General features: G+C 64.4%; 19 protein-coding genes. 9 read left to right on the top strand and 10 right to left on the bottom strand.

Annotated features, from left to right (window positions below; all coding sequences use genetic code 11):
• Window positions 1–105: 105 nt before the first annotated feature.
• Both WGH93_RS04720 and WGH93_RS04715 read right to left on the bottom strand, forming a co-directional pair.
• Complete coding sequence (locus tag WGH93_RS04720) at window positions 106–756, bottom strand: LysE family transporter (RefSeq protein ID WP_374763706.1); 651 nt, start codon at window positions 754–756, stop codon at window positions 106–108.
• 95 nt (window positions 757–851) lie between these two features.
• A complete protein-coding gene (locus WGH93_RS04715) occupies window positions 852–2210 on the bottom strand; it encodes a dihydroorotase (protein WP_374763705.1) in 1359 nt (452 codons plus the stop codon).
• A gap of 206 nt (window positions 2211–2416) precedes the next feature.
• On the opposite strand from WGH93_RS04715, the gene ygfZ reads away from it, so the two are divergent.
• Together ygfZ and WGH93_RS04705 are read left to right on the top strand one after the other, a co-directional pair.
• Window positions 2417–3292, top strand: coding sequence for a CAF17-like 4Fe-4S cluster assembly/insertion protein YgfZ (gene ygfZ, locus WGH93_RS04710; protein WP_374763704.1), 876 nt, complete (start codon window positions 2417–2419; stop codon window positions 3290–3292).
• A gap of 38 nt (window positions 3293–3330) precedes the next feature.
• Window positions 3331–3453, top strand: a complete 123-nt coding sequence (locus tag WGH93_RS04705; RefSeq protein ID WP_374763703.1) for a hypothetical protein — start codon at window positions 3331–3333, stop codon at window positions 3451–3453.
• 33 nt (window positions 3454–3486) lie between these two features.
• Here the strand turns inward: WGH93_RS04705 and WGH93_RS04700 are convergent, their stop codons facing one another.
• The 3 genes from WGH93_RS04700 to WGH93_RS04690 all read right to left on the bottom strand — a co-directional run bounded on the left by WGH93_RS04700 (window position 3487) and on the right by WGH93_RS04690 (window position 6366).
• Window positions 3487–4821 carry an OmpP1/FadL family transporter gene (locus tag WGH93_RS04700; RefSeq protein ID WP_374763702.1) on the bottom strand — a complete coding sequence of 445 codons (1335 nt, stop codon included), beginning with the start codon at window positions 4819–4821 and terminating at the stop codon, window positions 3487–3489.
• Window positions 4822–4948: 127 nt separating this feature from the next.
• The gene (locus WGH93_RS04695; protein WP_374763701.1) at window positions 4949–5611 is read right to left on the bottom strand and encodes a class I SAM-dependent methyltransferase; all 663 of its coding nucleotides are present in this window, start codon (window positions 5609–5611) and stop codon (window positions 4949–4951) included.
• Window positions 5605–6366 carry a potassium channel family protein gene (locus WGH93_RS04690; RefSeq protein ID WP_374763700.1) on the bottom strand — a complete coding sequence of 254 codons (762 nt, stop codon included), beginning with the start codon at window positions 6364–6366 and terminating at the stop codon, window positions 5605–5607. The genes WGH93_RS04695 and WGH93_RS04690 overlap by 7 nt, the downstream gene beginning before the upstream one ends.
• A gap of 95 nt (window positions 6367–6461) precedes the next feature.
• On the opposite strand from WGH93_RS04690, the gene ggt reads away from it, so the two are divergent.
• Complete coding sequence (gene ggt, locus WGH93_RS04685; RefSeq protein ID WP_374763699.1) at window positions 6462–8273, top strand: gamma-glutamyltransferase; 1812 nt, start codon at window positions 6462–6464, stop codon at window positions 8271–8273.
• An 85-nt stretch (window positions 8274–8358) separates the two neighbouring features.
• Here the strand turns inward: ggt and WGH93_RS04680 are convergent, their stop codons facing one another.
• The 4 genes from WGH93_RS04680 to WGH93_RS04665 all read right to left on the bottom strand — a co-directional run bounded on the left by WGH93_RS04680 (window position 8359) and on the right by WGH93_RS04665 (window position 14170).
• Window positions 8359–8814 carry an RDD family protein gene (locus WGH93_RS04680; RefSeq protein WP_374763698.1) on the bottom strand — a complete coding sequence of 152 codons (456 nt, stop codon included), beginning with the start codon at window positions 8812–8814 and terminating at the stop codon, window positions 8359–8361.
• 70 nt (window positions 8815–8884) lie between these two features.
• The gene (locus WGH93_RS04675) at window positions 8885–11980 is read right to left on the bottom strand and encodes an efflux RND transporter permease subunit (protein WP_374763697.1); all 3096 of its coding nucleotides are present in this window, start codon (window positions 11978–11980) and stop codon (window positions 8885–8887) included.
• Between the two features lie 16 nt (window positions 11981–11996).
• Entirely contained in the window at window positions 11997–13121 is a 1125-nt protein-coding gene (locus WGH93_RS04670) for an efflux RND transporter periplasmic adaptor subunit (protein ID WP_374763696.1), read from the bottom strand.
• A 143-nt stretch (window positions 13122–13264) separates the two neighbouring features.
• Complete coding sequence (locus WGH93_RS04665; protein ID WP_374763695.1) at window positions 13265–14170, bottom strand: LysR family transcriptional regulator; 906 nt, start codon at window positions 14168–14170, stop codon at window positions 13265–13267.
• A gap of 171 nt (window positions 14171–14341) precedes the next feature.
• Between WGH93_RS04665 and WGH93_RS04660 the strand changes: the two genes are divergently transcribed.
• From WGH93_RS04660 to WGH93_RS04645, 4 genes are read left to right on the top strand one after another with little or no spacing between them, the layout of a single operon-like run.
• Window positions 14342–15886 (top strand): carboxyl transferase domain-containing protein, encoded by a 1545-nt coding sequence (locus WGH93_RS04660; RefSeq protein WP_374763767.1) that lies wholly within the window; start codon window positions 14342–14344, stop codon window positions 15884–15886.
• A gap of 12 nt (window positions 15887–15898) precedes the next feature.
• A complete protein-coding gene (locus WGH93_RS04655) occupies window positions 15899–16699 on the top strand; it encodes an enoyl-CoA hydratase-related protein (RefSeq protein WP_374763694.1) in 801 nt (266 codons plus the stop codon).
• The gene (locus WGH93_RS04650) at window positions 16696–18744 is read left to right on the top strand and encodes an ATP-binding protein (RefSeq protein WP_374763693.1); all 2049 of its coding nucleotides are present in this window, start codon (window positions 16696–16698) and stop codon (window positions 18742–18744) included. The genes WGH93_RS04655 and WGH93_RS04650 overlap by 4 nt, the downstream gene beginning before the upstream one ends.
• A gap of 18 nt (window positions 18745–18762) precedes the next feature.
• Window positions 18763–19932 (top strand): isovaleryl-CoA dehydrogenase, encoded by a 1170-nt coding sequence (locus tag WGH93_RS04645; protein WP_374763692.1) that lies wholly within the window; start codon window positions 18763–18765, stop codon window positions 19930–19932.
• Between the two features lie 14 nt (window positions 19933–19946).
• On the opposite strand, the gene WGH93_RS04640 is transcribed toward WGH93_RS04645, so the two are convergent.
• Window positions 19947–20339: a VOC family protein gene (locus tag WGH93_RS04640; protein ID WP_374763766.1), complete on the bottom strand. Its 393-nt coding sequence runs from the start codon at window positions 20337–20339 to the stop codon at window positions 19947–19949.
• Between the two features lie 277 nt (window positions 20340–20616).
• Here WGH93_RS04640 and WGH93_RS04635 point away from each other — a divergent pair, with 277 nt between their 5' ends.
• Together WGH93_RS04635 and WGH93_RS04630 are read left to right on the top strand one after the other, a co-directional pair.
• Window positions 20617–24108: an indolepyruvate ferredoxin oxidoreductase family protein gene (locus tag WGH93_RS04635; RefSeq protein WP_374763691.1), complete on the top strand. Its 3492-nt coding sequence runs from the start codon at window positions 20617–20619 to the stop codon at window positions 24106–24108.
• Between the two features lie 41 nt (window positions 24109–24149).
• Entirely contained in the window at window positions 24150–25271 is a 1122-nt protein-coding gene (locus WGH93_RS04630) for a Leu/Phe/Val dehydrogenase (RefSeq protein WP_374763690.1), read from the top strand.
• Window positions 25272–25330: the final 59 nt, after the last annotated feature.

Below are 25330 nucleotides of genomic sequence, written 5' to 3'. Positions count from 1 at the left end.
AAACTATAAACATGCGGCCGCGCCGGATCAAGTCGGTCTCGGAAACAAGTGCTTGAGTTCCCGCCATCTTTGCCGCGATCGCCCGTGAGCGTGCCGCTCATGGCTTCAAAACGCAAGGCTCACCATTGCAAAAAAGGCAAAAACACCGATCAAAGCTGCGGAAATCCGGTTGAAACGGCCCAAAATCCGGCCTGTCATGTGGTTTTTCATACGGTAGCCCAGCCAGGCAAGGCTGGCCCACCAGGCCGCTGCCCCAAAAAACACGCCGAGTCCCAGCGCGCCGCCGAGCGCGGCCGCTCCTTGCGCTTGAAATGGCAGCACGACGACCCCCGCCACGCCATAAGCGGTCAGAAAGCCCACGAACACGCCCGGATTGCCCATGGTCAGAAAAAAGGCCGCCAGCATCGATCGTTTGACTCCCCGTACCGGGCCGGGCGGCGGAGCCGGGTTCGGGCGCGCGCGCCAGATCCGCACGGCAAATCCGAAAAGAAGCAGCGCTGCGATCAGCGTGACGGTTATTTGATGGTCCAGCACGAAGCGCTTGGCGGCACCCAGCCCGAAGGCGGCAAGCACCGCATAGATGCCATCCCCCAAAGCCGCGCCCATCCCGATCAGGAAGCCCCGCATCGCATGATCGTTCAGACTGCGCTGCAACACCAGAATATTGACCGGCCCCACGGGGACCGACAGCACATAGCCAATCAGCACACCCCAGCCGAAAAGCCCTGGAAGGGCCTGTATCTGCTCAGTCATCATGAAGCCCACAGCCTGCAAGCGGCATGTTACGCCCGGATGACGGCACGGGCGGGAACCCGCGCCGGAAAGCCCCCACCCGTCATGGCATATGGCATTCAGCCCGCCTCCGGCAGCAGGGTTTCCTGAAAGCGGATCGGTACGCCGCTCGCACGGCCCAGCAAGTCCCCATCCCGCATGACCTGTTGACCGCGAATGATGGTGCCGACGGGCTTGCCGGTGGCCTTGAAGCCGTCAAACGGGGTCCAGCCGCATTTGCTGGCGCTCCAGTCATCGGTAATGGTCCATTCATGATCGGGGTCCACCAGCGTGATATCCGCGTGCATCCCGACGGCCAGCCGCCCCTTGTCCCTGAGATTGAACAGCCGGTTGGCGCCCGCGCTGGTCAGGTCCACCAGCCGCTCCGGGGTCAGGCGGCCCGCATTCATATGGGTCAGCAACACCGGCAACAGGGTCTGCACGCCGGGCATACCGCTGGGGCTTTCCGGGTAGGGCGCCGCCTTTTCCGCCAGGGTGTGGGGCGCATGGTCCGAGCCGATCACATCCACCACGCCGTTCGCCACCGCTTCCCACAGCCCCGGCTGATGGCGCTTGTCCCTGACCGGCGGATTCATCTGCACGCGGGAGCCGAGTCGCTCATAACAGTCGGGCGCAAAAAAGCTGAGATGCTGCGGCGTGGTCTCCACACTGGCAATATCCTTGTTGCGGGCCAGAAGCGCCATTTCCTCCGCCGTGGTCACATGCAGCACATGCACCCGCCGCCCCGCCGCGCGTGCCGCCTTCAGCAGGCGCTCGGTGGCGCGAATGGCGGTCACCTCGTCCCGCCAGACGGCATGGGCGGCCACGCCACCTTCTTGGCGCAGGGGTTCACGCTCGATCATGCGGGGTTCGTCCTCGGCATGAACCGCCACCCGGCGCCGCCCGGAGCGCAGAACCCTGAGCAGGGTGTCGTCATCCGGCACCAGCAGATCGCCGGTGCTGGCGCCCATGAAAATCTTCACGCCGCACACGCCCGGCAGCATTTCCAATTCCGCCAGCGCCTCGGCATTGTCGCCAGTGGCGCCCAGATAGAAGGCGTGATCGCACCACATACGCCCCCTGGCCCGTGTGAGCTTGTCGTCTATGGCGGGTGCGTCCACGGTCAGCGGCTTGGTGTTCGGCATCTCAAACAGCGCCGTGACACCGCCCAGAACCGCCGCGCGGGAGCCGCTTTCAAGGTCTTCCTTGTGGGTGGCGCCCGGTTCGCGGAAATGCACCTGCGTGTCGATCACGCCGGGCAGAACCCACAGCCTGTCCGCCGCGATCACCTGATCCGCCTTGCTCCGGTCCAGCGTGCCGATGGCGGCGATCCGGCCATCCACCACACCCACATCCGCCGCCACCCGGCCCGCATGGGTGACAAGCGTGCCACCCGCCACCACAAGATCGAACCGTTGATCCGATGGGTTCTGGGTCATGAAAACTCTCCCTGTTCGGGTCCGGCGCCCCTGATGCGGGGGGATGCCGGCGGATGGATGAAAGATGGCGCTCCGGGATGCCAAGATGTAGCCTCCCCCCACCCTGCTGGCAAGGCAAGACGGCCCCTTGAAGCAGCGGCACCGCAGCTTACATGCTGGTCCATGCCCGCGCGCAGGGCCAGCACGCATATTTCGGAGAGTGCACCATGACCGACCCGGACGCCGCCCCAACACACCCTGTAACGGACGACCCTATGACCGGCGCCACAAGGCTGGACCATCGCGGCGTGATCGCCCTTGGCGGCAGCGAACGTGTTTCCTTCCTGCAAGGGCTGGTGACCAATGACGTGACCAGGGCGGCGCCGGGTCAGGCGGTTTATGCGGCCATGCTGACCCCGCAGGGCAAGCTGCTTCACGACATGCTGATCTTCGCCGACGCCGATCGCCTGCTGCTGGATGTGGAGCGGGACCGGATGGACGCCCTGGTGAAACGCCTGACCATGTACAAACTGCGGGCGGATGTGAGCGTGACACCGCTGGATTCCCTGACCGTCTGGCAGGTACTGGACACGGGCGGAAATCTGCCCGCCAATGCCCTGCCCGATGCTGCCATTGCCAGCCCCGACCCGCGCCACCACGCCCTTGGCCACCGCGCGCTTCTGCCAGCGGGAAGCGCGCCGGACGCCCCCGGCCTGCCGCTTGAACAACTGGACGAAACAAGGGTGCGGCTCGGCGTGCCGGATGGCAGTCGCGACATGGCCGTGGAAAAAGATTTCTGGCTGGAAACCGGGGCGGAACGGCTGAACGGGGTGGACTTTCACAAGGGATGTTATGTGGGTCAGGAACTCACCGCCCGGATGAAATACCGCACCGAACTGAAAAAGACCCTGATGCCCGTCAGGCTGGAAGGCAGCGCGGAACCCGGCACGGATATCCACAATGCGGACGGCAAGGCGGCGGGCACGCTGCGCTTCGTGGCCGGGGGCGTCGGGCTGGCCCTGCTGCGCTTCGACCGGCTGAGCGGCGCCTTGACGGCGGGGGACGCCACCGTCTATGCCCAAAAGGAGATCGCGCCCGGCTGACCGGCGCGGGCAAAGCGGTGCTGGCAAAGGAAGGTCGGATGAGCAGGAAACACCCGAAACGCGGCGAAACCGGCCTGACGGCCCATGACCGCAAGCACCTGACCGTGCTGGTGCTGGCGGCGCTGACCGTCATCATCACCATATTCATGATGACGGACTAGGCGGGCTGACCGATCGGGCCGGGACCGCGGGGATCAGAAATCGAAGCCGAAGGTGATCCCGGCGCTGTTCTGATTCATGTGAATATCGGCGCTGCCGGGGCCGAACTGGCCCGCTGGCGTGCTGCCCTGCACGCTTTTCTCAAAGGCGTGCATGAAGAAGACCTGAATATCCACGCCGTTATCAAAGGTCCACTCCGCGCCGATGGTGGCATGATTTTCGATCACCCCCGGCGCGATGAAATTGAAGGTGGTCTCCCCTTCCGGTATGGGCTGATTGCCGTGGCTGAACCCGGCACGCAGGTGCAACCGCCGACTTACCTGCTGTTCCACCCCGATCTTGAAGATGGTCATGCCTTCCCAGGCGAAGCCGGGGCCGGTATCCGCCCCCAGCGCGGGGCCAAGGCCGAACGCGGCGGGCGCGCTGAAGCCCGTATTGGGGTTGCCCACCGATGCGATGGAGCCATAGCGGATATGCTGTACATCGGCGGCGATGGTGGTGCCACCGCCCGGATACAGGGCCACGCCCGCGCCGAAATGTTCGGGAATGTCGAAGTCCCCGTTTTCGGCAAACAGGTTTTCGTATTTTTCAAAGCGCTGCATCTGGCTTTCGGTCTGATAATAGGCGCCGACGGCCAGCCAGTCCGTGAACTGGCCGCGATAGCCGATCCGCACGCTGGTGCCAGTGGACCAGTCCGTGCCCTGATCCGTCAGCCCGTCGATCGCCGCGCCGGGATCCTGCGGGCAGCCGATGCGCCCGTCCGGCGTGGCAAAGCCGTTTTCCGTGAAGCCGCAGAAATTGGCCAGCCCCGTCGCCTCGAAATACTGGAAGATCAGGTTGAACGCCACGCCGATGGAATGGCCTTCCGTCATTTCATAGGACAGGGTGGGCGACACGAAAAGCTGCGCCATGTCGATGCCCGTATTGGTGCCCGCGTCGGTGCCCGCGAACTGGCTGGAAAACACCGGCGCTTCAAAGCTGGTGTTCATCCCGCCATTGCCGAACAGGGTCAGGCCCAGTGACAGGTCATCATCCAGCATGATATTGACGCCGGCTTCAGGCAGGATGAAATTGTTTTTTCCATTGGCGCTGAAATCCTGCCCCATCACGCGGCCACCCCGATCCGGGGCGAACCAGTCAACGCCCAGTTCCAGCCGGTTCCCCACATGCACCATGCCCGCCGGGTTGTTGGCAGTGGTCAGCACGCCATCGATCACGGCAATGGATGCACCTCCCATGGCCTTGGCCTTCACACCATAGCCATGCTGGAAATACCCGTTGGTGGCGCTGGCCCCGGCGCTGGCCAATCCAGCCAGACCAAGCCCCAGAACGGCGCTTCGCAAAAGGGAAAACGGGCGATCAGACGGCATTATGGACTACTCCTTGGGCAAGACACCAGCATCAATCATGACGCGGTTACCTAAAGCCCCAGGCCCATGAAAACCAGCAATAAGTTTTCATCTTTGGGAAAGGAAGGCTAATCCCCGCTGAGGGCAATCATGCCTGATTCCCGCCCTTTCGGATCAGGAATACATCCGGCCCCAATAGATCAGCTTCACCGCCGAGGTGCCGGGCGAGCCAGTGCACCGTGGTATCGTGAAAGAAGCACACATGGGTCCGGTCCCGGATGTAATGCCAGCGCGCAAAGGCTTCCGGCGCGGTCTGGCGCTTGGTCATCACCGCAAGGAAAGCGCCGGGCTCCAGCAGGCCCCAAAGCCGCCGGAACACGGCGCCGGGCGCGGCCAGATGTTCCGCCACCTCGCTCAGCGTGATGGCATCATAACGGCCTGAAAGGGGGGCCGGGTCCGGCGCGTAAAAGGGGTCATACCCCCGGGCATCGTGCCCCGCCTCCCGCAGCATGGCCAGCAGTGCCGGGCCGGGGCCGCAGCCGAAATCCAGCACCCGCGCGCCCGGTGTCAGCCGGTCCAGCACCGGATCGGCCAGCCGGGACAGGAAGCGGCGATAGCCGGGGTCATCCACCCGGTTGTCATGGGCGTCATATTCCGCCTTTTCCGCCCGTGCATCCAGATGAAACGGGGCGGGCACGAACACCAGAAGGCAGGCGGCGCAGCGCCAATAGGGCCGCCAATGATCCCGATGCCACGCCGCCCCTTTTCCGCCGCCGCACAGCGGGCAGGCGTGCGGCAGGGGCGCTACCATTCGCCTTCCGTCTCGATCTGGATGGCGCGGCCACAATGCTTGCAGTGCACCGCATCCGGGTCATGGCGTTTCAGGCCGCAATCCGGGCAGGTATAGGCCACCTTGGCCGGGCGGAAAATGGTCTGCACCAGGCGCAGGAATAAAGCCACGCCGAACACCATGATCACCACCGCCAGCAGGCGGCCCACCGTGCCCGTCATGATGATGTCCCCGAAGCCGGTGGTGGTCAGCGTGGTGACGGTGAAATAAAGCGCGTCCAGATAGGAATTGATGGCGTCGTTGCGCTCCTGCTCCAGCACGAACACCACGGCTGTGATCAGAAAAACGAAAACGAACAGGTTGAGCGTGCTCTTGACCACCTCTTCATTGCGGCGAAAGAAAGCGTTGTGTTGCGTGAGTTCGCCGAGCACGTGATAGGATCGCAGCAGACGCAGCATCCGCAGCACGCGCAGAAAGGCAAAATTATCCACAAAGGCGGGCGCCAGCAGGGACAGGATCACCAGCAGGTCCACGATTCCCTCGAACCTGACGGGGAAACGCCACCATGGCCTGTGCATGACCATCCGGGCCAGGAAGTCCAGCGACAGGATGCCCGCGAGAAAATAGTCGAACACCAGCAGCCAGCCCGCCGGGGGCATCATGCTGGACAGCACGAAAAACAGCACCGTGGCCACATCGAACGCCAAAAGAGTCAGGCGGAAGCGACGCCCCGTGGTGGTCTTGCCGTAATAGAGCTTTTTGAGCGCTGTTTTCATGCTGCCTCGCCAAGGTTAACAATCCACTCTGGACGCGCACGGTAACCTGCCTATGATGGCGGGCAAACAGCCTATTGCATCCAAGGGAGCCAAACATGCGCCTGCGTTTCACCCGCCCCGGCACCAGAACGGCCATTGCAACCGCCCTGTTTTCCGCTTTGATACTGCCGTTTTCCACGGCGGGTTTCACGCCAAAAGCACTCAACCTGGCAGCGCATGGGCAGGATGCGGCCAGTGAGCCGATCATCGACTATACGGCCCGCTTCCATCCCACCCTGGCGCGCGAGGGCATGGTGGTCAGCCAGGACGGATTCGCCAGCAAGGCGGGCCGGGAAATGCTGGCCCAGGGCGGCAATGCGGTGGATGCGGCGGTGGCCACCGGCTTCGCGCTGGCGGTGACCCACCCGCAGGCGGGCAATATCGGCGGCGGCGGCTTCATGATGGTCTATCTGGCCGAGGAGGCGCGCACCATCGCCATCGATTACCGCGAAATGGCGCCGGCAGGCGCGGGCCGGGATCTGTTTCTGGATGAAAACGGCGATGTGGACAAGCGGCTGGCCCGTTTCTCCGGCAAGGCGAGCGGCGTGCCCGGCACGGTGATGGGCATGATCCACGCGCTGGAGAAATACGGCACCCTGCCGCTGAAAACCGTAATGGCCCCGGCGATCCGGCTGGCGGAAGAAGGCTTCCCCATGACCTGGGCGCTGCATGACAGCCTGAGCCGCTATCAGGCCCGGCTGAAGGGAGACGAGGCCGCCACCGGCTATTTCTTCCGCGCCGATGGCAGCGTGCCCGACGTGGGCAGCCGCTTCATTCAGGCGGACCTGGCGAAAACCCTGAAGACCATTGCGGCAAAGGGCGCGGACGGCTTTTATGACGGCTGGGTGGCCGAAAAGCTGGTGGAAAGCGTGCGGGCAGCGGGCGGCATCATCACCCGTGACGACCTGAAAGCCTACACCGTCAAGGAACGCGCACCTATCACCGGCAGCTACCGGGGGTATGAAATCGCCTCCATGCCGCCGCCGTCCAGCGGCGGCGTGCATATCGTGCAGATGCTCAATGTGCTGGAAGGCTGGGACATGGCGGCCCAGGGCCACAACAGCGCGGACTATATCAACCGGCTGGCGGAGGTGATGAAGATCGCCTATGCGGATCGGTCCAAATATCTGGGAGACCCGGATTTCTTCGATGTGCCCATCGGCGCGCTGACCAGCAAGGCTTATGCCCGCGACATCCGGGAGGGCATCGTGCCCGGCGTGGCCCGCCCGTCGGAAGACATCGGCCCCGCCCCGGACCTGCCCTATGAAAGCAAGCAGACCACGCACTATTCCGTGGCGGACGCCCAGGGCAACATGGTGGCCAACACCTATACGCTGAACTTCACCTATGGCAACGGCAAGGCCGTGGCGGGCGCGGGGTTCCTGATGAACAATGAAATGAACGACTTTTCCGCCAAGCCCGGCGTGCCCAATGCCTTTGGCCTGCTGGGCGGGGAAGCCAATGCCATCGAGCCGGGCAAGCGCCCGCTGTCCTCCATGACGCCCACCCTGCTGTTCAAGGATGGCAAACCGCTCATGGCCACGGGAAGCCCCGGCGGGTCCACCATCATCACCATCACGTTGCAAACCATGCTGAATGTGATGGACTTTGACATGAACATCGCCAGCGCCGTGGCCCGCCCGCGCGTGCACCACCAATGGTATCCGAAAAAGCTGTTCGTGGAGCCCGGCCTGTCGCTGGACACGCTCACCCGGCTCAAGGCCATGGGCTATAATGTGAAGGCCAGCGCGGCGGACAGCGCTGACCGGTCCATGGGCTCGGCCAATGCGCTGATGATCTCGCCCGACGGCCTGCTGATGGGTGCCGCCGATCCACGCCGCCCCGGCTCATATGCGGCGGGATATTGAGGAACACGCACACCGCCTGAAGACAGCAACGGCGGCGCCCTTGCCGGGGCGCCGTTTCTTCACCGTCATTACCCGGTCAGACCCGTCAGGCCGACCCTGTCATATCCGGCGCCGCGCCATCCTCTGGCGGCGCCCGCCAAACAAGCGTGCCCGCCAGCTTGTCGTGCAGGGCCTGCTTGCGAGCGGTCCAACCGGCCATGAAAAAGCCGATCAACAGGATCAGCGCGGACAGAATCTTGCCCAGATGCCGCCCGGTGGCGCGTAGAAAGGTCAGCCGATTGCCGGCCTCGTCCGTGACGATCAATTTCAGCACTTTCTTACCCGGCGTGGCCTGTTGCTCGCTGGATTCAAAGCCAGCGAAATAAAGCCAGCCCACAAGGGCGCTGAGCAGATTGATGGCGGGTGAATTCGGGTCCATCACCCCGATCAGGCCCGCCCCGCCCAGAACGCCCAGCACGAAAATTATCAGGAACGACACCAGGGTCAACGCTATCAGGTCCAGCGCATAAGCGACGGCGCGCAACCAGAATCCGGCATACATGATATCTTCCCCCAAGCAGTTGGCGACGCGGAATGGTTGCGCGTTCCAATCTGCCCGGCAAGGCCAAAATTCACTCCGCCGGCTGGCCCGCCGCCTCGCGGTCCTCGTAATCCTTCAGCTTTTCCGCCACATGGCCCGGCGACGTGGTGAAGCGGGCCAGCATGTCATAGAACACCGGCACGATGAACAAGGTGAAGAAGGACGCCACGATCACCCCGCCGAACACCACCACACCGATGGTCTGACGGCTGGCGGACCCGGCGCCCGAAGCCAGCATCAGCGGCAGCGCCCCCATGGCCGTGGACAGGCCCGTCATCAGGATCGGCCGCAGGCGCGTTTCCGCCGCGTGCATCAGGGCATCCCGCACCTTTTCACCCTGATCGCGGAGCTGATTGGCGAACTCCACGATCAGAATGCCGTTCTTGGCCGCCAGCCCGATCAGCATGATCATGCCAAGCTGGCTGTAAATGTTCAGCGTGCTGCCCGCCAGATACAGGCCCACAAGCCCGCCCAGCACCGCAAGCGGCACGGTGATCATGATGATGACAGGGTGGATGAAGCTTTCGAACTGCGCGGCCAGCACCAGGAACACCACCACCAGCGCCATGACGAAGATGAAATAAATGTCGCTGCCCGCTTCCATGAATTCCCGCGTGGCACCCTTGTAATCGATCCCCGCATTGTCGGGAATGCGATCCCGCACCAGCGTTTCCATATGGTCCAGCGTCTGCCCCAGCGTGAAGCCTTCCGCCACGCTGGCGGATACGGTCAGCGCGCGCACCCGGTTGAACCGGTTCAGCGTGCCCGCCCCGCTGGTGTCCTTCACCCGCACGAGGCTTTCAAGCGGCACCATCGCGCCCTCGCGGCTGTCCACATAGATATTGGTCATGTCCGATGGTTGGCGGCGATCTTCCTCCGCCGCCTGAAGGATCACGTCGTATTCCTCCCCATTATCCACGAAGGTGGTCACACGGCGGCCACCCATCATGGTTTCCAGTGTGCGGCCAATGGTTTCCACCGAAACGCCCAGGTCGGCGGCGCGGCCCCGGTCGATCTCCACACGGAACTGGGGCTGGGTCTCGTCATAATCGAAATCCACATTCACCAGCCCCGGATAGTCCCGCAGTCCGTCCTGGATGATCGCCTTGTAGCGGCCCAGCTCCTCATAGGTATTGCCGCCCACGACAAACTGGAACTGTTCGCCGCCGCCACCCCGCGTCAGGCCGGATGTCTGGATCGGAATGGCGCGAATGGCGGGCACCTGCTCATTCAGCTTCGGCCTCAGCTCATTGGCGAGCTGCCCCGCGCTCATCTTCCGCTCGCCCCAGGGCTTGAGGATCAGAAAACCCCAGCCGCCATTGCCGTCCACCCGCAGCAGCAGGCGCTCCAGCGGGCCTTCGCGGTAAGGCAGGATCACGTCTTCCACCTTGCGGGCCTGCCGGTCCATGAATTCATGGCTGGCGCCTTCCGGCCCCTGCACGCGCAGGAACAGATAGGACCGGTCCTCGATCGGGGCCAACTCGCTGGGAATGCGGCCCATCAGGCCGTAAATGATGGCGAAACAGGCCATGAAGGCCAGCACCACCGCGCCCTTGTTGTTCAGGCACAGGGTCAGCACCCGGCCATAGCTGGCCTGAAGGCGACGGAAAGAACGGTCTATGAAGCGGCTGAAGGCGGGCTTCTTGTTGCGCCGCCGAACCAGAAAGGAACACATCATGGGCGACAGGGAAAGCGCCACGAAGCTGGAAAAGATCACCGCCGCCGACATGGTGATGGCAAGCTCCCCGAACAGGCGCCCCACATTGCCGGTCAGGAACATGATGGGCACGAACACGCCCACCAGAACGGCGGTGGTGGCGATGATGGCAAAGGCCACCTGTCGCGCGCCGCGATAGGCGGCCAGCAGGCCGGGTTCGCCCAGTTCCACCCGGCGATAGATGTTTTCCAGCATGACAATGGCATCATCCACCACCAGCCCGATGGCCATGACCAGCCCCAGCAGGGTGATCAGATTGATGGTCACACCGGTCAGGTTCAGAATGAAGAAGCTGGCGATCAGGCAGACCGGCACGGTGATGGCGGGCACCAGCACGGTCTTGATGCTGCCCAGGAACATGTACAGCACCAGAACCACCAGCCCCATGGCGATGGCCAGTGTCACATAAACCTCGTCGATCGCCTTTTCGATGAAAACGGAGCTGTCATAGCTGGGCAGCAGTTCCATGCTTTCCGGCAGATCGCGGGAAATCCGCGCGGCGGCCGCCTTGGCGCCTTTTGCCACCTCAAGCGTGTTGGCGCCGGACTGTTTCACCACGCCCAGCCCGATCATGGACTTGCCATTGCCGCGAAAAGCCCGCTCCGCCCGTTCCGGCCCCAGTTCCACACGCGCCAGATCGCCCAGCCGCACAAGGCTGTTGTCCATGCCCTCGCGGATCACCAGCGTGGCAAAGTCCTCCGGGCGGCTGTATTCGCGATTGATGCGGACAATGGTGTCCCGATTGATGCTTTCCACCTTGCCCGCGGGCAGTTCCACATTCTCGCGGCGCAGGGCGGCCTCCACGTCGGCCACGGTCACCTCGCGGGCGGCCATGGCCTGCCGGTCCAGATGAATGCGGATGGCATAGCGCTTGGACCCGCCAATGATCACGCGGGAAACACCGTCCACGATGGACAGCCGGTCCACGATATTGCGCTCCGCATAGTCCGTCAGTTGCAGCACGTCGCGCACGGGGGACAGCAGGTTGAACCAGATCACCGGGCGGGTGTCGCCATCCGCCTTGAACACCTCCGGCGGGTCCACCTCGTCGGGCAGATTATCCAGCACGCGGCTGATCCGGTCCCGTATGTCATTGGCGGCGCTGTCGATATCGGCGGACAGGTCGAATTCGATGTCGATGTTGGATTCGCCGTCCCGGCTGCGGCTTTCAATGGTCTTGATGCCGGACACCCCGGCGATGCGATCCTCGATCACCTGGGTCACACGGGTTTCCACCACCGCCGCATTGGCACCCGGATAATCGGTGCGGATATTGACGATGGGCGGGTCCACATCCGGCAGTTCGCGCACCGAAAGTTCGTTGAAGGCGATCAACCCGAACGCCACCAGCAACAGGCTCATCACCGTGGCGAAAACCGGCCTCTTGACCGAAACATCCGACAGAATCATGACGCTTCCTTCCGCCTTACCGTGCCGCGCCGCCAGCGGCACCGCCACTGGCTTCACCACTGTCCGGGCCATCCGCCGGTTCCGCCTGAAGGGTGCGCACCTTCACGCCCTGCTGCCCCAGACGAAGCGTACCTTCCGTGACCACCTGATCGCCCCGTTCCAGGCCGCTGATCACCTCGGCATATCCGGGCCGTCGCAGCCCCAGTTCGATCCGCACCCGCTCGGCACTGTCGCCGCGCACCACATAGACATATTCCCGCCCGCCGGACGGCACCACGGCTTCCTCAGGCACGGCAAGCGCCTGCCAGGACCGGCTTTCCACATCCAGCCGCATCAGCATACCGGGGCGCAGCTTCATGTCCGGGTTGGGCAGTTGCGCCCGCACGACCACGGATCGCGTGGCCGGGTCCACCCGGCTGGAAACGGTCTTCACCACGCCTTCGAACACCTCGCCCGGATAGGCTTCCGCCTCCGCCTTGACCGTCTGGCCCGGCGCCAGCGTGGCGATGAACTTTTCCGGCACCGGGAAATCAAGATTCACCCGGTCAATGGCGTCAATGGTGGTGATCGGTGTATTGGCGGTCAGCAGGGCGCCCTCGCTGACCCGGCGCAGGCCCAGAATGCCATCGAAAGGCGCCCGAACCCGGCGATCGGCAATGCGCGCCTTCACCGCATCGCGGCGGGACTTCAGCTCCGCCACCTCGCGGCCCTGGGAATCCAGCGTGGCGGGCGAGGCATTGCCCTGCTTCACCAGATCGTTCAGCCGGGTGTACTGGCGCTCGGCTTCGGCGATGGCGGCGTTCACCTCCGCCAGTTCGGCTTTTTCCTCGTCCGCCGTCAGCTCGATCAGAAGGTCGCCCTTCTCAACCAGGTCGCCGTCCTGAAAATGAATGGCCGCCACCGTATCGGTGACCGTGGAATTCAGGGTCACGCTTTCCCGTGCCGTGGTGGTGCCAAGCGCTTCCACCACGCGGGTGAAGCGCCGTTCGCTGACACGCTCCACGCCGACCGTGACCGCGCCATCGCCATCATTGCCCCAGCGCGGCCCGCCCCCGCCGGGGGTGCCGGTCAGGGCCAGCCAGGCACCAAGCCCCGCCAGCCCCAACGCCATCATGATCAGGATTACACGTCCAACAGTCATACCTGTTCCTTCCAGCACCACACAGCGCGCCGCCTGACATTCCAGGCGGGCGCGGTATTTGGTACGTCGTTCGTTATACCGCCACCATGCGGCTTTGGTTTACCAGATACGCCGATCACCCGCCGGTTCAAAGACCGCCGCGCTCAAATGTGCGTGACCTGCGGCGAGCCGTTCATCGCGCCGGTGGAAAAACAGGTGGCCACATGGTCCTCAAAGGCCGGGGCAACAGCGGCCAACCCCTGCGGCAAGGCGGATCGGGGCCGAAAAAGCGCCAGACGGCGACGGGGAGCGAAACCATCCAGCGGGCGGGCCGCCACATCGTCCGTCACCAGGCTGTCCGGCACCACGGTGCCCCCCACCCCCGCCGCCACCATGGCCAGCGCGCGGGAGTCATTGGCAGTGCGATAGGCCAGCCGGGGGCGCACATTGCGATCGGTGAAATAGCGGCTGGTTTCCGACAGCACCTCGCAGCGGCTGCGCACAACCATGGGCTCGGCCCGCAAATCCTCCGCCATCAGGCGGGGGCGGCCGCTCAGGGGATGATCCCGCGCCAGCACGAACACATAGCCTTCCTCAAGAAGCGGAACGGCCTCGTCGGCGCTCTCCCCCCGATGCAGGCTGAGGGCGTAATCAATGGACCGGTCGTCCAGCCGGTTCAGCAACTCCTGCTCGGTACCGTCCACGATCTCGAAGGCCGGGGCCGGGCTTGCCCGAAAGGCGCGGATCATGGCCGCCACCCGGCGATGATCCAGCGTGGTCAGCACGCCCAGCCGCAGCACCGCGCCCCCCATGCCCTGGGCCACCGCTTCTTCGGCCATATTGCATTCATGCAGGATCGCCTTGGCACGCGGCAGGAAGCGGCTGCCCGCATCGGTCAGGAACACACGGCGGCTGGAGCGGACAAACAACGCACAGCCTAACTGCCCTTCCAGCTTCTTGATCCCGGCGGACAATGTGGGCTGGGTCACATAGACCGTCTCCGCCGCGCGGGTGAAGCTGCCCGCTTCCACCACGGCCAGAAAATATTTCAGCAGATACAGGTCGAACATAGACATCTTCTATGGGTTATATTTTTCTCTTCGATTTTACCAATATCACTAGCGGGCCTATGATCACAAGCATCACACCGCGTTCAACGGGGAGGGAGCGCAAGCAAAGTGGCCCATCTCACATCCGATATAAACCGTACCGATCCGGGGTTTCAGGCCAATGAGGCGCACATGCGCGCCCTTGTGGCGGACCTGACGGACACGCTGGACCGGATCGCCCTTGGCGGCAGCGCCCGCGCCCGTGAAAAGCATGTGGGTCGGGGCAAGCTGCTCCCGCGGGAGCGGGTGGCCATGCTGCTGGACCCCGGCACCCCCTTTCTGGAACTGTCGCAGCTTGCCGCCTTTGGTGTCTATGACGAGGAGGTGCCCGCCGCGGGCCTGATCACCGGCATCGGGCAGGTTTCTGGCGTGCAATGCATGATCGTGTGCAATGACGCCACGGTAAAAGGCGGCACCTATTATCCGCTGACCGTGAAAAAGCATCTGCGCGCGCAGGAAATCGCGCGGGAAAACCGCCTGCCCTGCATCTATCTGGTGGACAGCGGCGGCGCCAACCTGCCCCGGCAGGACGAGGTGTTCCCCGACCGGGACCATTTCGGCCGCATCTTCTACAATCAGGCCACCATGTCGGCTGAAGGCATCCCGCAGATCGCCGTGGTCATGGGCAGTTGCACGGCGGGCGGGGCCTATGTGCCCGCCATGGCGGACGAAAGCATCATCGTGCGCAATCAGGGCACCATCTTTCTGGGCGGCCCGCCGCTGGTAAAGGCCGCCACCGGGGAGGATGTGAGCGCCGAGGATCTGGGCGGCGGCGATGTGCACGCCCGCACATCCGGCGTGGTGGATCATCTGGCGCAGGACGACGCCCACGCGCTGGGCATTGCCCGCGACGCCGTGGCCAGACTGAATCACCGCCCGGCCCGCTCCCTGCCCCGCAACGCGGTAAAGCCGCCCCGGCTGGACCCGGAAGAGCTGTACGGCCTGATCCCGAAAGACAGCCGCCAGCCTTTCGACGTGCGGGAAATCATCGCCCGCATCGTGGACGACAGCGCCTTTGACGAATTCAAGAAGTTGTATGGCGAAACCCTGGTCTGCGGCTTTGCCCATATCTGGGGCTATCCGGTGGGCATTGTGGCCAATAATGGGGTGCTGTTTTCCGAAAGCGCGCTCAAGGGCGCCCATTTCGTGGAACTGTGTTGCCAGCGGGGCATTCCCCTGCTGTTCCTGCAGAACATCACCGGCTTCATGGTGGGCCGTAAATATGAAAACAGCGGCATTGCGCGCGACGGCGCCAAGATGGTCACCGCCGTGGCCTGCGCCAATGTGCCCAAATTCACCGTCCTGATCGGCGGCAGCTTCGGGGCGGGCAATTACGGCATGTGTGGCCGGGCCTATCAGCCCCGGCTGATGTTCATGTGGCCCAATGCCCGGATATCCGTGATGGGCGGGGAACAGGCCGCCAATGTGCTGGCCACCGTCAAGCGCGACGGCATGAAAGCGCGCGGCGAAAGCTGGTCGGCGGCGGATGAGGACGCCTTCAAGGCGCCGATCCGCGACAGCTATGATGCCCAGGGCAAGCCCGAATACGCCAGCGCCCGGCTGTGGGATGACGGCGTGATCGACCCGATGGACACCCGCCGCGTCATGGGGCTGGCGCTTGCAACCGCCGACAATGCCCCCATCACCCTGACCCGCTTCGGCGTGTTCCGCATGTGAGGGAGACCGGCCATGAGCGACCTGATCACCGAAATTGACGGCCCCGTCGCCCGCCTGAGGCTGAACCGGCCTGATGTGCGCAACGCCTTCAACGATGCCCTGATCCGGGATCTGAAGCAGGCGTTCGAGACATTGGGGGCGGACCCCGATGTGCGGGCCATTCTGCTGTCCGGCGAGGGCAAGACCTTTTCCGCGGGCGCGGACCTGGCCTGGATGCGCCGCGCGGCGGACATGTCGCTGGACGACAACCAGGCGGACGCCGTGGGGCTTGCCGAAATGCTGCACGCCATGGCCACCTGCGACACACCCGTCATCACGCTGGTGCACGGCGCGGCCATGGGCGGCGGCGCCGGGCTGGTGGCCGCCAGCGACATGGTGGTGGCGGTGGCGGGCACCAGATTCGCCTTTTCGGAAGTGAAGCTGGGTCTGACCCCGGCCACCATCAGCCCCTATGTGGTGGCCGCCATGGGCGCCCGGCAGGCGCGGCGCTATTTCCTGACCGGTGAAATCTTCACCGCCGAAACGGCGCACGCCCTGTCGCTGGTGCACCATGTGGCCGAGGACCGGCACGCGGCAGAGGCCACCGCACAGGGCTGGATCGCGGCCCTGCTGGGCAATGCCCCCGGCGCGGTCAGCGCCGCCAAGCATCTGATCCGGGAGGTGGACGGCGCGCCGCTGGGGCCGGGCCTGCAAAAGCTGACCGCCCATCGCATCGCCGAGCGGCGCACCAGCGATGAGGCCCGCGAGGGGATCGACGCCTTTCTGGAAAAACGCAAGGCCCGCTGGGCCGCAGACGGGGAGACCGGCGCATGACGGCCCTGCCCCCCATCACCCCCATTCGCCGCCTTCTGGTGGCCAATCGAGGCGAAATCGCCGTGCGCATCATGCGCACCTGCCGTGCGCTGGGCATTCACACCATCGCCGTTTATTCCGATGCGGATGCCGCAAGCCAGCATGTGATGCAGGCGGATGAAGCCGTCCGCCTTGGCCCCGCCCCGGCGGGGGAAAGCTATCTGGATCAGGCGGCGGTGCTGGCGGCGGCACGGGCCACGGGCGCGGATGCCATCCACCCCGGCTATGGCTTTCTGTCGGAAAACCCGGACTTCGCCCGTGCGGCGGAAAACGCCGGCATCATCTTCATCGGCCCCAGCGCCGAGGCGATGGACGCCATGGCGCTGAAGGGTGCGGCCAAGCACCGCATGGAAGACGCGGGCGTGCCCGTGGTGCCCGGCTATCACGGCGTGGACCAGTCCGCCGCCACCCTGACGGCGGAAGCGGCGCGCATCGGCTATCCCCTGCTGGTGAAAGCCGTGGCCGGGGGCGGCGGCAAGGGGATGCGCGCCGTGCACACGCCTCAAGAGCTTGACAGCGCGATCGCCGCCGCCCGGCGGGAGGGGGAGAGCAGCTTCGGCAATGGCGATCTTCTGCTGGAAAAGCTGATCGAGAAACCCCGCCATATCGAAGTGCAGATCATGGGGGACCGCCATGGCCGCGTGGTCCATCTGAACGAGCGGGACTGCTCCCTGCAACGGCGCCACCAGAAAGTGATCGAGGAAAGCCCCGCCCCCGGCATCGATCCGGACCTGCGCCGCACCATGGGCGAAGCGGCGGTCAAGGCGGGCGCGGCCATCGGCTATAGCGGCGCGGGCACGGTGGAATTCATCATGGACGTGGCGGACGGCACCGAAAACGCGCCCTTCTATTTCATGGAAATGAACACCCGCCTTCAGGTGGAACACCCGGTGACGGAAATGGTCACGGGGGAAGACCTGGTGGCGTGGCAGATCCGCGTGGCGGAAGGCCATCCCCTGACCCTGGACCAGCAGGCGATCGAAGCGCGCGCGGAGACCGGCGGCCACGCCGTGGAAGCCCGGCTTTATGCCGAAGACCCGGCCAGCGACTTTCTGCCCGCCACCGGCACGCTGGCCCTGTTCGACCCCGCCCGCCCCCTGTCACCGGGCCAGCGGGTGGATGCGGGCGTGCGCGCGGGCGACGCGATCACCATTCATTACGACCCCATGATCGCCAAGCTGATCGCCCATGGGCCAGATCGGCAGGCCGCCATCAATGGCCTGCTCGCCCTGATCGCGGCAAGCCCCGTGGCGGGCCTGACCACCAATCGGGATTTTCTGGCGGCGGCCCTGGACCATCCCGCCTTTCGCGCGGGCGACCTGGACACCGGCTTCATCCCGCGCCACCGGGACGCCCTGATCCCGCAGCGGACCATCACCGACACCGATTATATCCTGGCCGCGCTGGCCGTGATCGCGGCCCGCCGCGCACGGGAAGGCGACCACCCGTTCGCGGTGCGCGATGCCTTCTGGCCGGGCCGGGCACATACACAAACCCTGCGCTTCCTTGAAGACGGCGCGGAACACCCCGTGCACCTGACCCACCGGCGGGACGGCAGCCTGCTGGCCGCCTGCGCGGACGGCACCACAAAGGCCGCGCGGATCGAGCATTGGGACGGCGCCCGGCTGACCCTTGTGCTGGACGGCCACCGCCGCGCGGTCTTTGCCCATATCACGGCGGATCGGGTGTGGCTGGTGGATCAGGCGCGCACCGTTGCGCTGGCCCGTCTGCGCCCCACCAGCACCGATCTGGCGGCCATGGATGCCCCCGGCAGCGTCACCGCCCCCATGCCGGGCAAGGTGCTGAGCGTGCATGTGGCCAATGGCGACCGCGTGTCGGCGGGCGACCCGCTTCTGGTGATGGAAGCCATGAAGATGGAACAGACCCTGAAGGCCCCCCGTGACGGCGTGGTGGATGGGCTGAGCGTCGCCCCCGGCGATCAGGTGGCGGACGGCGCCGACCTTCTGACCGTTCTCGACAACGACAGAGATAACGACAGCGACTGAACACAAGGAATACCCGCAATGGCCTATGAATTTCCGCATCTCACCTTCGGGCATGACGAAGACATCAAGATGCTGCGCGATATGGTCAGCCGGTTCGCGGCGGACGAAATCGCCCCGCGCGCGGCGGAAATCGACGAGACCAACAGCTTCCCGCGGGACCTGTGGCCGCGGCTCGGCGAACTGGGCCTGCTGGGCCTGACGGCGCCTGCCGCATATGGCGGCGCGGAAATGGGCTATCTGGCCCATGTGGTGGCCATGGAGGAAATCAGCCGCGCCAGCGGGTCGCTGGGGCTGAGCTATGGCGCCCATTCCAATCTGTGCGTCAATCAGATCGTATTGAACGGCACTGACGCCCAGCGGGACAAATATCTGCCCAAACTGATCAGCGGGGAGCATGTGGGGGCGCTGGCCATGTCGGAACCGGGTGCGGGCTCCGACGTGGTGGGCATGAAGCTGAAGGCCGCGCGGGTGGACGGCGGCTACCGGCTCACCGGCTCCAAGATGTGGATTACCAACGGGCCGGACGCGGACGTGCTGATGGTCTATGGCAAGACCGACCCGGACGCCGGCAGCCGGGGCATCACCGCCTTTCTGATCGAAAAGGGCATGGACGGCTTTTCCACCGCCCAGAAGCTGGACAAGGTGGGGATGCGCGGCTCCAACACCTGCGAGCTTGTGTTCGACGACTGCTTCGTGCCCGATGAAAATGTGGTGGGCAGGCCCGGCGACGGGGTGAAGGTGCTGATGTCCGGCCTGGATTATGAACGGGTGGTGCTGTCCGGCGGGCCGCTGGGCCTGATGCGCGCCTGTCTGGACGTGGTGGTGCCCTATGTGCACGAGCGGGAGCAGTTCGGCCAGCCCATCGGCATGTTCCAGCTCATGCAGGGCAAGATCGCCGACATGTACAGCACATGGGGCGCCTGCCGCGCCTATGTCTATGCGGTGGCGGACGCCTGCGACAGGGGGGAGACCACCCGCAAGGACGCGGCGGGCTGCATCCTGTACAGCGCCGAACGGGCCACCGAAGTGGCCAGCCAGGCCATTCAGGCGCTGGGCGGCAACGGCTATATCAACGAATACCCCACAGGCCGCATCTGGCGCGACGCCAAGCTCTATGAAATCGGCGCCGGCACATCCGAAATCCGCCGAATGCTGATAGGCCGGGAACTCTTCAACGAAACGCGGTGAGGCCCGGCTCACCCCTACGCACTTTCCTCACTCACCCGCCACGGCGGGAAGCGGCGGTTTTCGCCGGCGTGGTAGAGAACAAGATGATTGCCGTCCGGGTCGCGCAGGCGGGCTTCGCGCCACAGATAGCGCTGGTCGGCGGGCATCTGGTCGATCACATAGCCCGCCGCCACCAGCCGGGCGGCTTCCCGGTCCAGCCTGTCGCGGTCATATTCGAAATAGACCTTCACGGACGGCCCGGCTCCGTCCGGCGCCTGATCCGTCAGCGCACAGGAAAAGGTGGCGCCGCCTTCCGGGCACTCGAACCGCAGATAATGCGGCGTATCCACGATCAGCCTGAGCCCCAGCCCTTCATAAAAGGCTTTGGAGCGGGCAATATCGGTGCTGGGCACCGTCACCTGGTTCATTTTCACGGGCTACCCTCCCTTCATGCTTCATGTGTTTTCCTGTGTTTCGCCATATCATAGCGCTTTCCCCACGGCGCGGGACGGCGCTTTTCTGTTGCGTTGCAGCATATTATCGCGCATCGCTTGGATCGTTGCATCATTTCATAATTGCCCACACACCATGTCTTAAGATTGCGTAAAGCGCCAAACTTCGACAGCCAATTACGCAGCAAATTTGACATAATCCGTGAATGTGGAGGAGCCAGCCCGACCAAGGCGGGCCGAGGGAGAAACAGGCATGAGCACCAAGGTCACCCTGCAGGACAAATACACCCAGACCGAGGGCCGCGTTTACATGAACGGGGTTCAGGCGCTGGTGCGTCTGCCCATTGTGCAGCGCTGGCGGGATGCGGAAAGCGGGCTGAACACCGCCGGCTTCATTTCCGGCTATCGGGGCTCGCCCCTTGGCGGCTACGATATGGAGCTGGACCGCGCCAGAAAATATCTGGAAAGCGAGAATATCGTCTTTCAGCCGGGCCTGAACGAAGACCTGGGCGCCACCGCCGTCTGGGGCAGCCAGATGGTGGGCATCCACCCGGATGAAATGAAATATGATGGCGTGTTCGGCATCTGGTACGGCAAGGGGCCGGGGCTGGACCGGTCCATGGACGTGATGAAGCACGGCAATGCCGCTGGCTCCATGCCCCATGGCGGCGTGCTGGCCATTTGCGGGGACGATCACGGCGCCAAGTCTTCCACCCTGCCCCATCAGGCGGACCACAGCTTCATGGCCGCCTTCATGCCGGAATTGTATCCGTCCTCCATTCAGGAATTCGTGGAGTTCGGCCTTCTGGGCCTGGCCATGAGCCGTTATACCGGCGCCTGGGTGGGCTTCAAGGCCGCCGCCGAGACGGTGGAGACATCCGGCACGGTGGACCTGTCCCGCGAGAAGCACCGCATCATCATCCCCACCGATTTCGAACTGCCCGAAGGCGGGCTGAACATCCGCTGGCCCGATGCCTGGCGGGAGCAGGACTGGCGCCTGCAACGCTATAAGGGCTTTGCCGCCCATGCCTTCGCCCGCGCCAACGGCATTGACCGGCTGATCTGGGACAGCCCCAATCCGCGCTTTGGCATCATCACGTCCGGCAAGTCCTATCAGGACACGCGCCAGGCACTGTACGAGATCGGCATTGACGAGGATGTGGCGAAGGATATCGGCCTCAAGCTCTATAAGGTGGGGATGCCCTGGCCGCTGGAGCCGGAAGGCGTGCGCCAGTTCTGCGAAGGGCTGGACGAAGTGCTGGTGGTGGAAGAAAAGCGCGAGATGATCGAGCACCAGATCCGCTGGCAGCTTTATAACTGGAAGGAAAATGTGCGCCCCACCGTGGTGGGCAAGCACGACGAAAAGGACCAGTGGCTGCTGCCGCCCGAAAACGAGCTGGACGTGGGCATCATCGCCCATGTGATCGCCGCGCGCATGGCCAAGCTCTATGACAATGACGAGATCAAGAAAAAGCTCGCCTGGTTCGCCGATCGCAAGCGCAGCTTCGAAGGCTATGAGCCCGCCATCAACCGGGTGCCCTATTTCTGCGCCGGGTGCCCGCACAACCGCTCCACCCGCGTACCGGAAGGCAGCCGCGCCATGGCGGGCATCGGCTGCCACATCATGGCCATCAATATGGAGCGGGACAACGAAACCTTCACCCAGATGGGCGGCGAAGGTGTGCCCTGGATCGGGGAAGCCCCCTTTACCAGCCGCAAGCACATGTTCGCCAATCTGGGCGACGGCACCTATCAGCATTCAGGCATTCTCGCCATCCGCCAGACCGTGGCGGCGGATGTGAACATCACCTTCAAGATCCTGTATAACGACGCCGTGGCCATGACCGGCGGCCAGCCGGTGGAAGGCTCGCTGACCGTGCCCCACATCGCCGAGCAACTGGTTGCCGAGGGCGTGAAGCGGGTGGTCATCACGTCCGAAAGGCCGGAAGATTACGCGCTGGTCTCCCTGCCCCCCGGCGTGGAAGTGAAGCACCGGGATTACACCATGACGGTGCAGGAGGAACTGAAAGAGACCGAGGGCACCACCGCCATCATCTATGACCAGACCTGCGCGGCGGAAAAGCGCCGCCGGCGCAAGCGCGGCCTGATGGAAGACCCGGACACCCGCCTGTTCATCAATGACACGGTGTGCGAGGGCTGCGGCGACTGTTCGGTACAATCAAACTGCGTTGCCGTGGAGCCGCTGGAAACCGAATTTGGCCGCAAGCGCGCCATCAATCAGAGCGCCTGCAACAAGGATTATAGCTGTCTCAAGGGGTTCTGCCCGTCCTTCGTGTCGGTCAAAGGCGCCACACCGCGCAAGTCGAAGGAAGGCGCGGGCGACCTGTCCGCGCTCGGCCTGCCGGACCTGCCAGACCCCACTGTCCCGGATTTCGACAGCGACTATGAGGATTATAATATCCTCGTCACCGGCATCGGCGGCACCGGCGTGCTGACCGTGGGCGCCATCATGGGCATGGCCGCGCATCTGGAAGGCAAGGCCAGCTCCATTCTGGACATGACCGGGCTGGCACAAAAGGGCGGCGCCGTGCTGAGCCATGTACGCATCGCCGCGGACGAGGACAAGCTGCGCTCCCCGCGTATCGTTACCGGGCGCACCCATACCCTGCTGGCCTGCGACAGCATCGTGGCGGCGGGCAAGGATGCCGCCAATGTGATGGATTCCAGCCGCACGGCGGCGGTGATCAATTCCCACCTTACCCCGGTGGCGGATTTCGTGCGCAACAAGGACATCGACTTTCAGCAGGCCAGTGTTCAAAAACAGCTTGATGCCATGACACGGGAAGATGCCCGCCACCGTGTTCCGGCACAGGAACTGGCCAGCGCCCTGATGGGGGATGCCATCGCCACCAACACCTTCGTTCTGGGCTATGCCTGGCAAAAGGGCCTGATCCCCCTGAAGCGGGAAAGCATCGAGGAAGCCTTTCGCCTGAATAAGGTGGCGGCGGACACCAATCTGCGCACCTTCTTCTGGGGGCGCATGGCCGCCCATGACATGGGCGCGGTGGAAAAGGTGCTGCAAGGCAGCGTCATGGACACGCCCAAACTGCCCGAAACGCTGGACGATGTGGTGGCGAGCCGCGTCAGGCTGCTCACCGATTATCAGAATGCCGCGCTGGCCCGGAAATATACCGACCTGGTGGACCGGGTGAAGGCCGCGGAAACCGGTGTGGCGGGCGAACCGGGTGCCCTGTCCATGGCGGTGGCCACATATTATGCCAAGCTGCTGGCCTACAAGGACGAGTTCGAAGTGGCGCGGCTGTATTCCCGGCCCGAATTCCGGGAAAAGCTGGCCGCCCGGTTCGAGGGCGACATGAAACTGAGCGTCCATCTGGCACCGCCCTTCCTGCCCGGTCGGGACAAGGCCACAGGCCGCCCGAAAAAGCGCGAATTCGGCGCCTGGATCTTCCCCGTCTTCCGGCTGCTGGCCAGCCTGCGGGGCCTGCGCGGCACGCCGTTCAACCTGCTGGGCTACAGCGCCGAGCGGAAGATGGAACGCCGCCTGATCCGGGACTATGAGGAAACCGTCGAAGCACTGCTCGACGGGCTGACGCGGGACAATCTGGCCCTGGCGGTGGAGATCGCCAGCCTGCCGGACAGCGTGCGCGGCTTCGGCCCCATCAAGGAAGAGAATGTCCGCCTGTTCGATGCAAGCAAAGCCACGCTGATGGAGCGTTGGCACAAGGGGGAAACACAAACCCCCGAACAAACGGCAGCAGAGTAAGGCGGCACAGCGACCGCCGGAGACAGAGGAAAGGAACCATTATGCCGGTCTTTGATTCCCGAAGCTTTCAGGGCCATGAAAACCTGGTCTTTTGCGCGGATCGCGCCACCGGCCTAAAGGCCATGATCGCGATTCATTCCACCGCGCTTGGCCCCGCCACCGGCGGCACCCGGTTCTGGGACTATGCGTCCGCCCATCGCGGCGTGCCGGTGGATGTGGCCGCCAGCCGGGGAGAGGAAGACGCCATCTATGACGTGCTTCGCCTGTCCCGCGGCATGAGCTACAAGAACGCTATGGCGGGCCTGAAACTGGGCGGTGGCAAATCGGTCATCATCGGCGACCCCGCCCGTGAAGGCACGCCGGACCTGATGCGCGCCTTCGGTCGCGGCGTGAACCGGCTGGGCGGCAGCTATTATGCGGCGGAGGATGTGGGCACAAGCCCGGACATGCTGGCCCATGCGGCAGAGGAAACGCCCTATATCTGCGGCCTGGAAGGCGGCGATTATGGCACCGGCGACCCATCCCCCCATACCGCGCTGGGGGTCTTCACCGGCATCCAGGCGGCGGTGCGCCACCGTTTGCAAAAAGACAGCATGAAAGGTGTCAGCGTGGCGATCCAGGGCGTGGGCCATGTGGGCCAGTACCTGATCGATCACCTGCTGGAAGCGGGCGCCGTGGTGAAGGTGGCCGACATCTCGGAAGCCAATCTGGAAGCGGCGCGCAAAAAGGGCGACATCAGCGTGGTGAAGCCGGAAAGCGTTCACAGCGAGGCGGTGGACGTGTTCGCCCCCTGTGCGCTGGGCGGTGGCCTGAACCCGCGCACCATTGGCGACATCAGGGCAAAAATCGTCGCCGGGGCGGCCAACAACCAGCTTGAGCGCGAAGGGGTGGACGACGAAGCCCTGCGCAAGCGCGGCATTCTCTATGCCCCCGATTATGTGATCAATGCAGGCGGCATCATTTCCGTGGAATCGGAAGTGCACAAACAGAAACTCGATGAAGCGGAACGCACGGCCAAAATTCTGCGCATCGGCGACACCTTGAGCCAGATATTCGCAGAAAGTGACCGCCAGGGGCGGCCCGCGGGCGTAATCGCCAACGAAATGGCGGAACAGACCATCCAGCGCGCCCAGGACGCCAAGCTGGCGGCAGCAGCGGAATAGGACCGGTTCCTGTTCCCGCTTTCCTCCTCACGACCTTACCGGCGCGGCATCCCCGCGCC

The organism is Yunchengibacter salinarum, assembly GCF_037658235.1.
In the GTDB taxonomy this organism is placed as follows: domain Bacteria; phylum Pseudomonadota; class Alphaproteobacteria; order Sphingomonadales; family Kordiimonadaceae; genus Yunchengibacter; species Yunchengibacter salinarum.
The sequence above is the reverse complement of the archived record's forward strand: the minus strand, read 5'-3'. Positions and strand labels throughout refer to the sequence as shown.

Coding starts and splice junctions, on each gene's coding strand:
- WGH93_RS04700 (WP_374763702.1), bottom strand. CDS start 4,821: ATGCCGTCTGATCGCCCGTTTTCCCTTTTGCGAAGCGCCGTTCTGGGG.
- WGH93_RS04720 (WP_374763706.1), bottom strand. CDS start 756: ATGATGACTGAGCAGATACAGGCCCTTCCAGGGCTTTTCGGCTGGGGT.
- ggt (WP_374763699.1), top strand. CDS start 6,462: ATGCGCCTGCGTTTCACCCGCCCCGGCACCAGAACGGCCATTGCAACC.
- WGH93_RS04715 (WP_374763705.1), bottom strand. CDS start 2,210: ATGACCCAGAACCCATCGGATCAACGGTTCGATCTTGTGGTGGCGGGT.
- WGH93_RS04655 (WP_374763694.1), top strand. CDS start 15,899: ATGAGCGACCTGATCACCGAAATTGACGGCCCCGTCGCCCGCCTGAGG.
- WGH93_RS04630 (WP_374763690.1), top strand. CDS start 24,150: ATGCCGGTCTTTGATTCCCGAAGCTTTCAGGGCCATGAAAACCTGGTC.
- WGH93_RS04675 (WP_374763697.1), bottom strand. CDS start 11,980: ATGATTCTGTCGGATGTTTCGGTCAAGAGGCCGGTTTTCGCCACGGTG.
- WGH93_RS04665 (WP_374763695.1), bottom strand. CDS start 14,170: ATGTTCGACCTGTATCTGCTGAAATATTTTCTGGCCGTGGTGGAAGCG.
- WGH93_RS04660 (WP_374763767.1), top strand. CDS start 14,342: ATGCGCGCCCTTGTGGCGGACCTGACGGACACGCTGGACCGGATCGCC.
- WGH93_RS04680 (WP_374763698.1), bottom strand. CDS start 8,814: ATGTATGCCGGATTCTGGTTGCGCGCCGTCGCTTATGCGCTGGACCTG.
- ygfZ (WP_374763704.1), top strand. CDS start 2,417: ATGACCGACCCGGACGCCGCCCCAACACACCCTGTAACGGACGACCCT.
- WGH93_RS04650 (WP_374763693.1), top strand. CDS start 16,696: ATGACGGCCCTGCCCCCCATCACCCCCATTCGCCGCCTTCTGGTGGCC.
- WGH93_RS04690 (WP_374763700.1), bottom strand. CDS start 6,366: ATGAAAACAGCGCTCAAAAAGCTCTATTACGGCAAGACCACCACGGGG.
- WGH93_RS04635 (WP_374763691.1), top strand. CDS start 20,617: ATGAGCACCAAGGTCACCCTGCAGGACAAATACACCCAGACCGAGGGC.
- WGH93_RS04695 (WP_374763701.1), bottom strand. CDS start 5,611: ATGGTAGCGCCCCTGCCGCACGCCTGCCCGCTGTGCGGCGGCGGAAAA.
- WGH93_RS04705 (WP_374763703.1), top strand. CDS start 3,331: ATGAGCAGGAAACACCCGAAACGCGGCGAAACCGGCCTGACGGCCCAT.
- WGH93_RS04645 (WP_374763692.1), top strand. CDS start 18,763: ATGGCCTATGAATTTCCGCATCTCACCTTCGGGCATGACGAAGACATC.
- WGH93_RS04670 (WP_374763696.1), bottom strand. CDS start 13,121: ATGACTGTTGGACGTGTAATCCTGATCATGATGGCGTTGGGGCTGGCG.
- WGH93_RS04640 (WP_374763766.1), bottom strand. CDS start 20,339: ATGAACCAGGTGACGGTGCCCAGCACCGATATTGCCCGCTCCAAAGCC.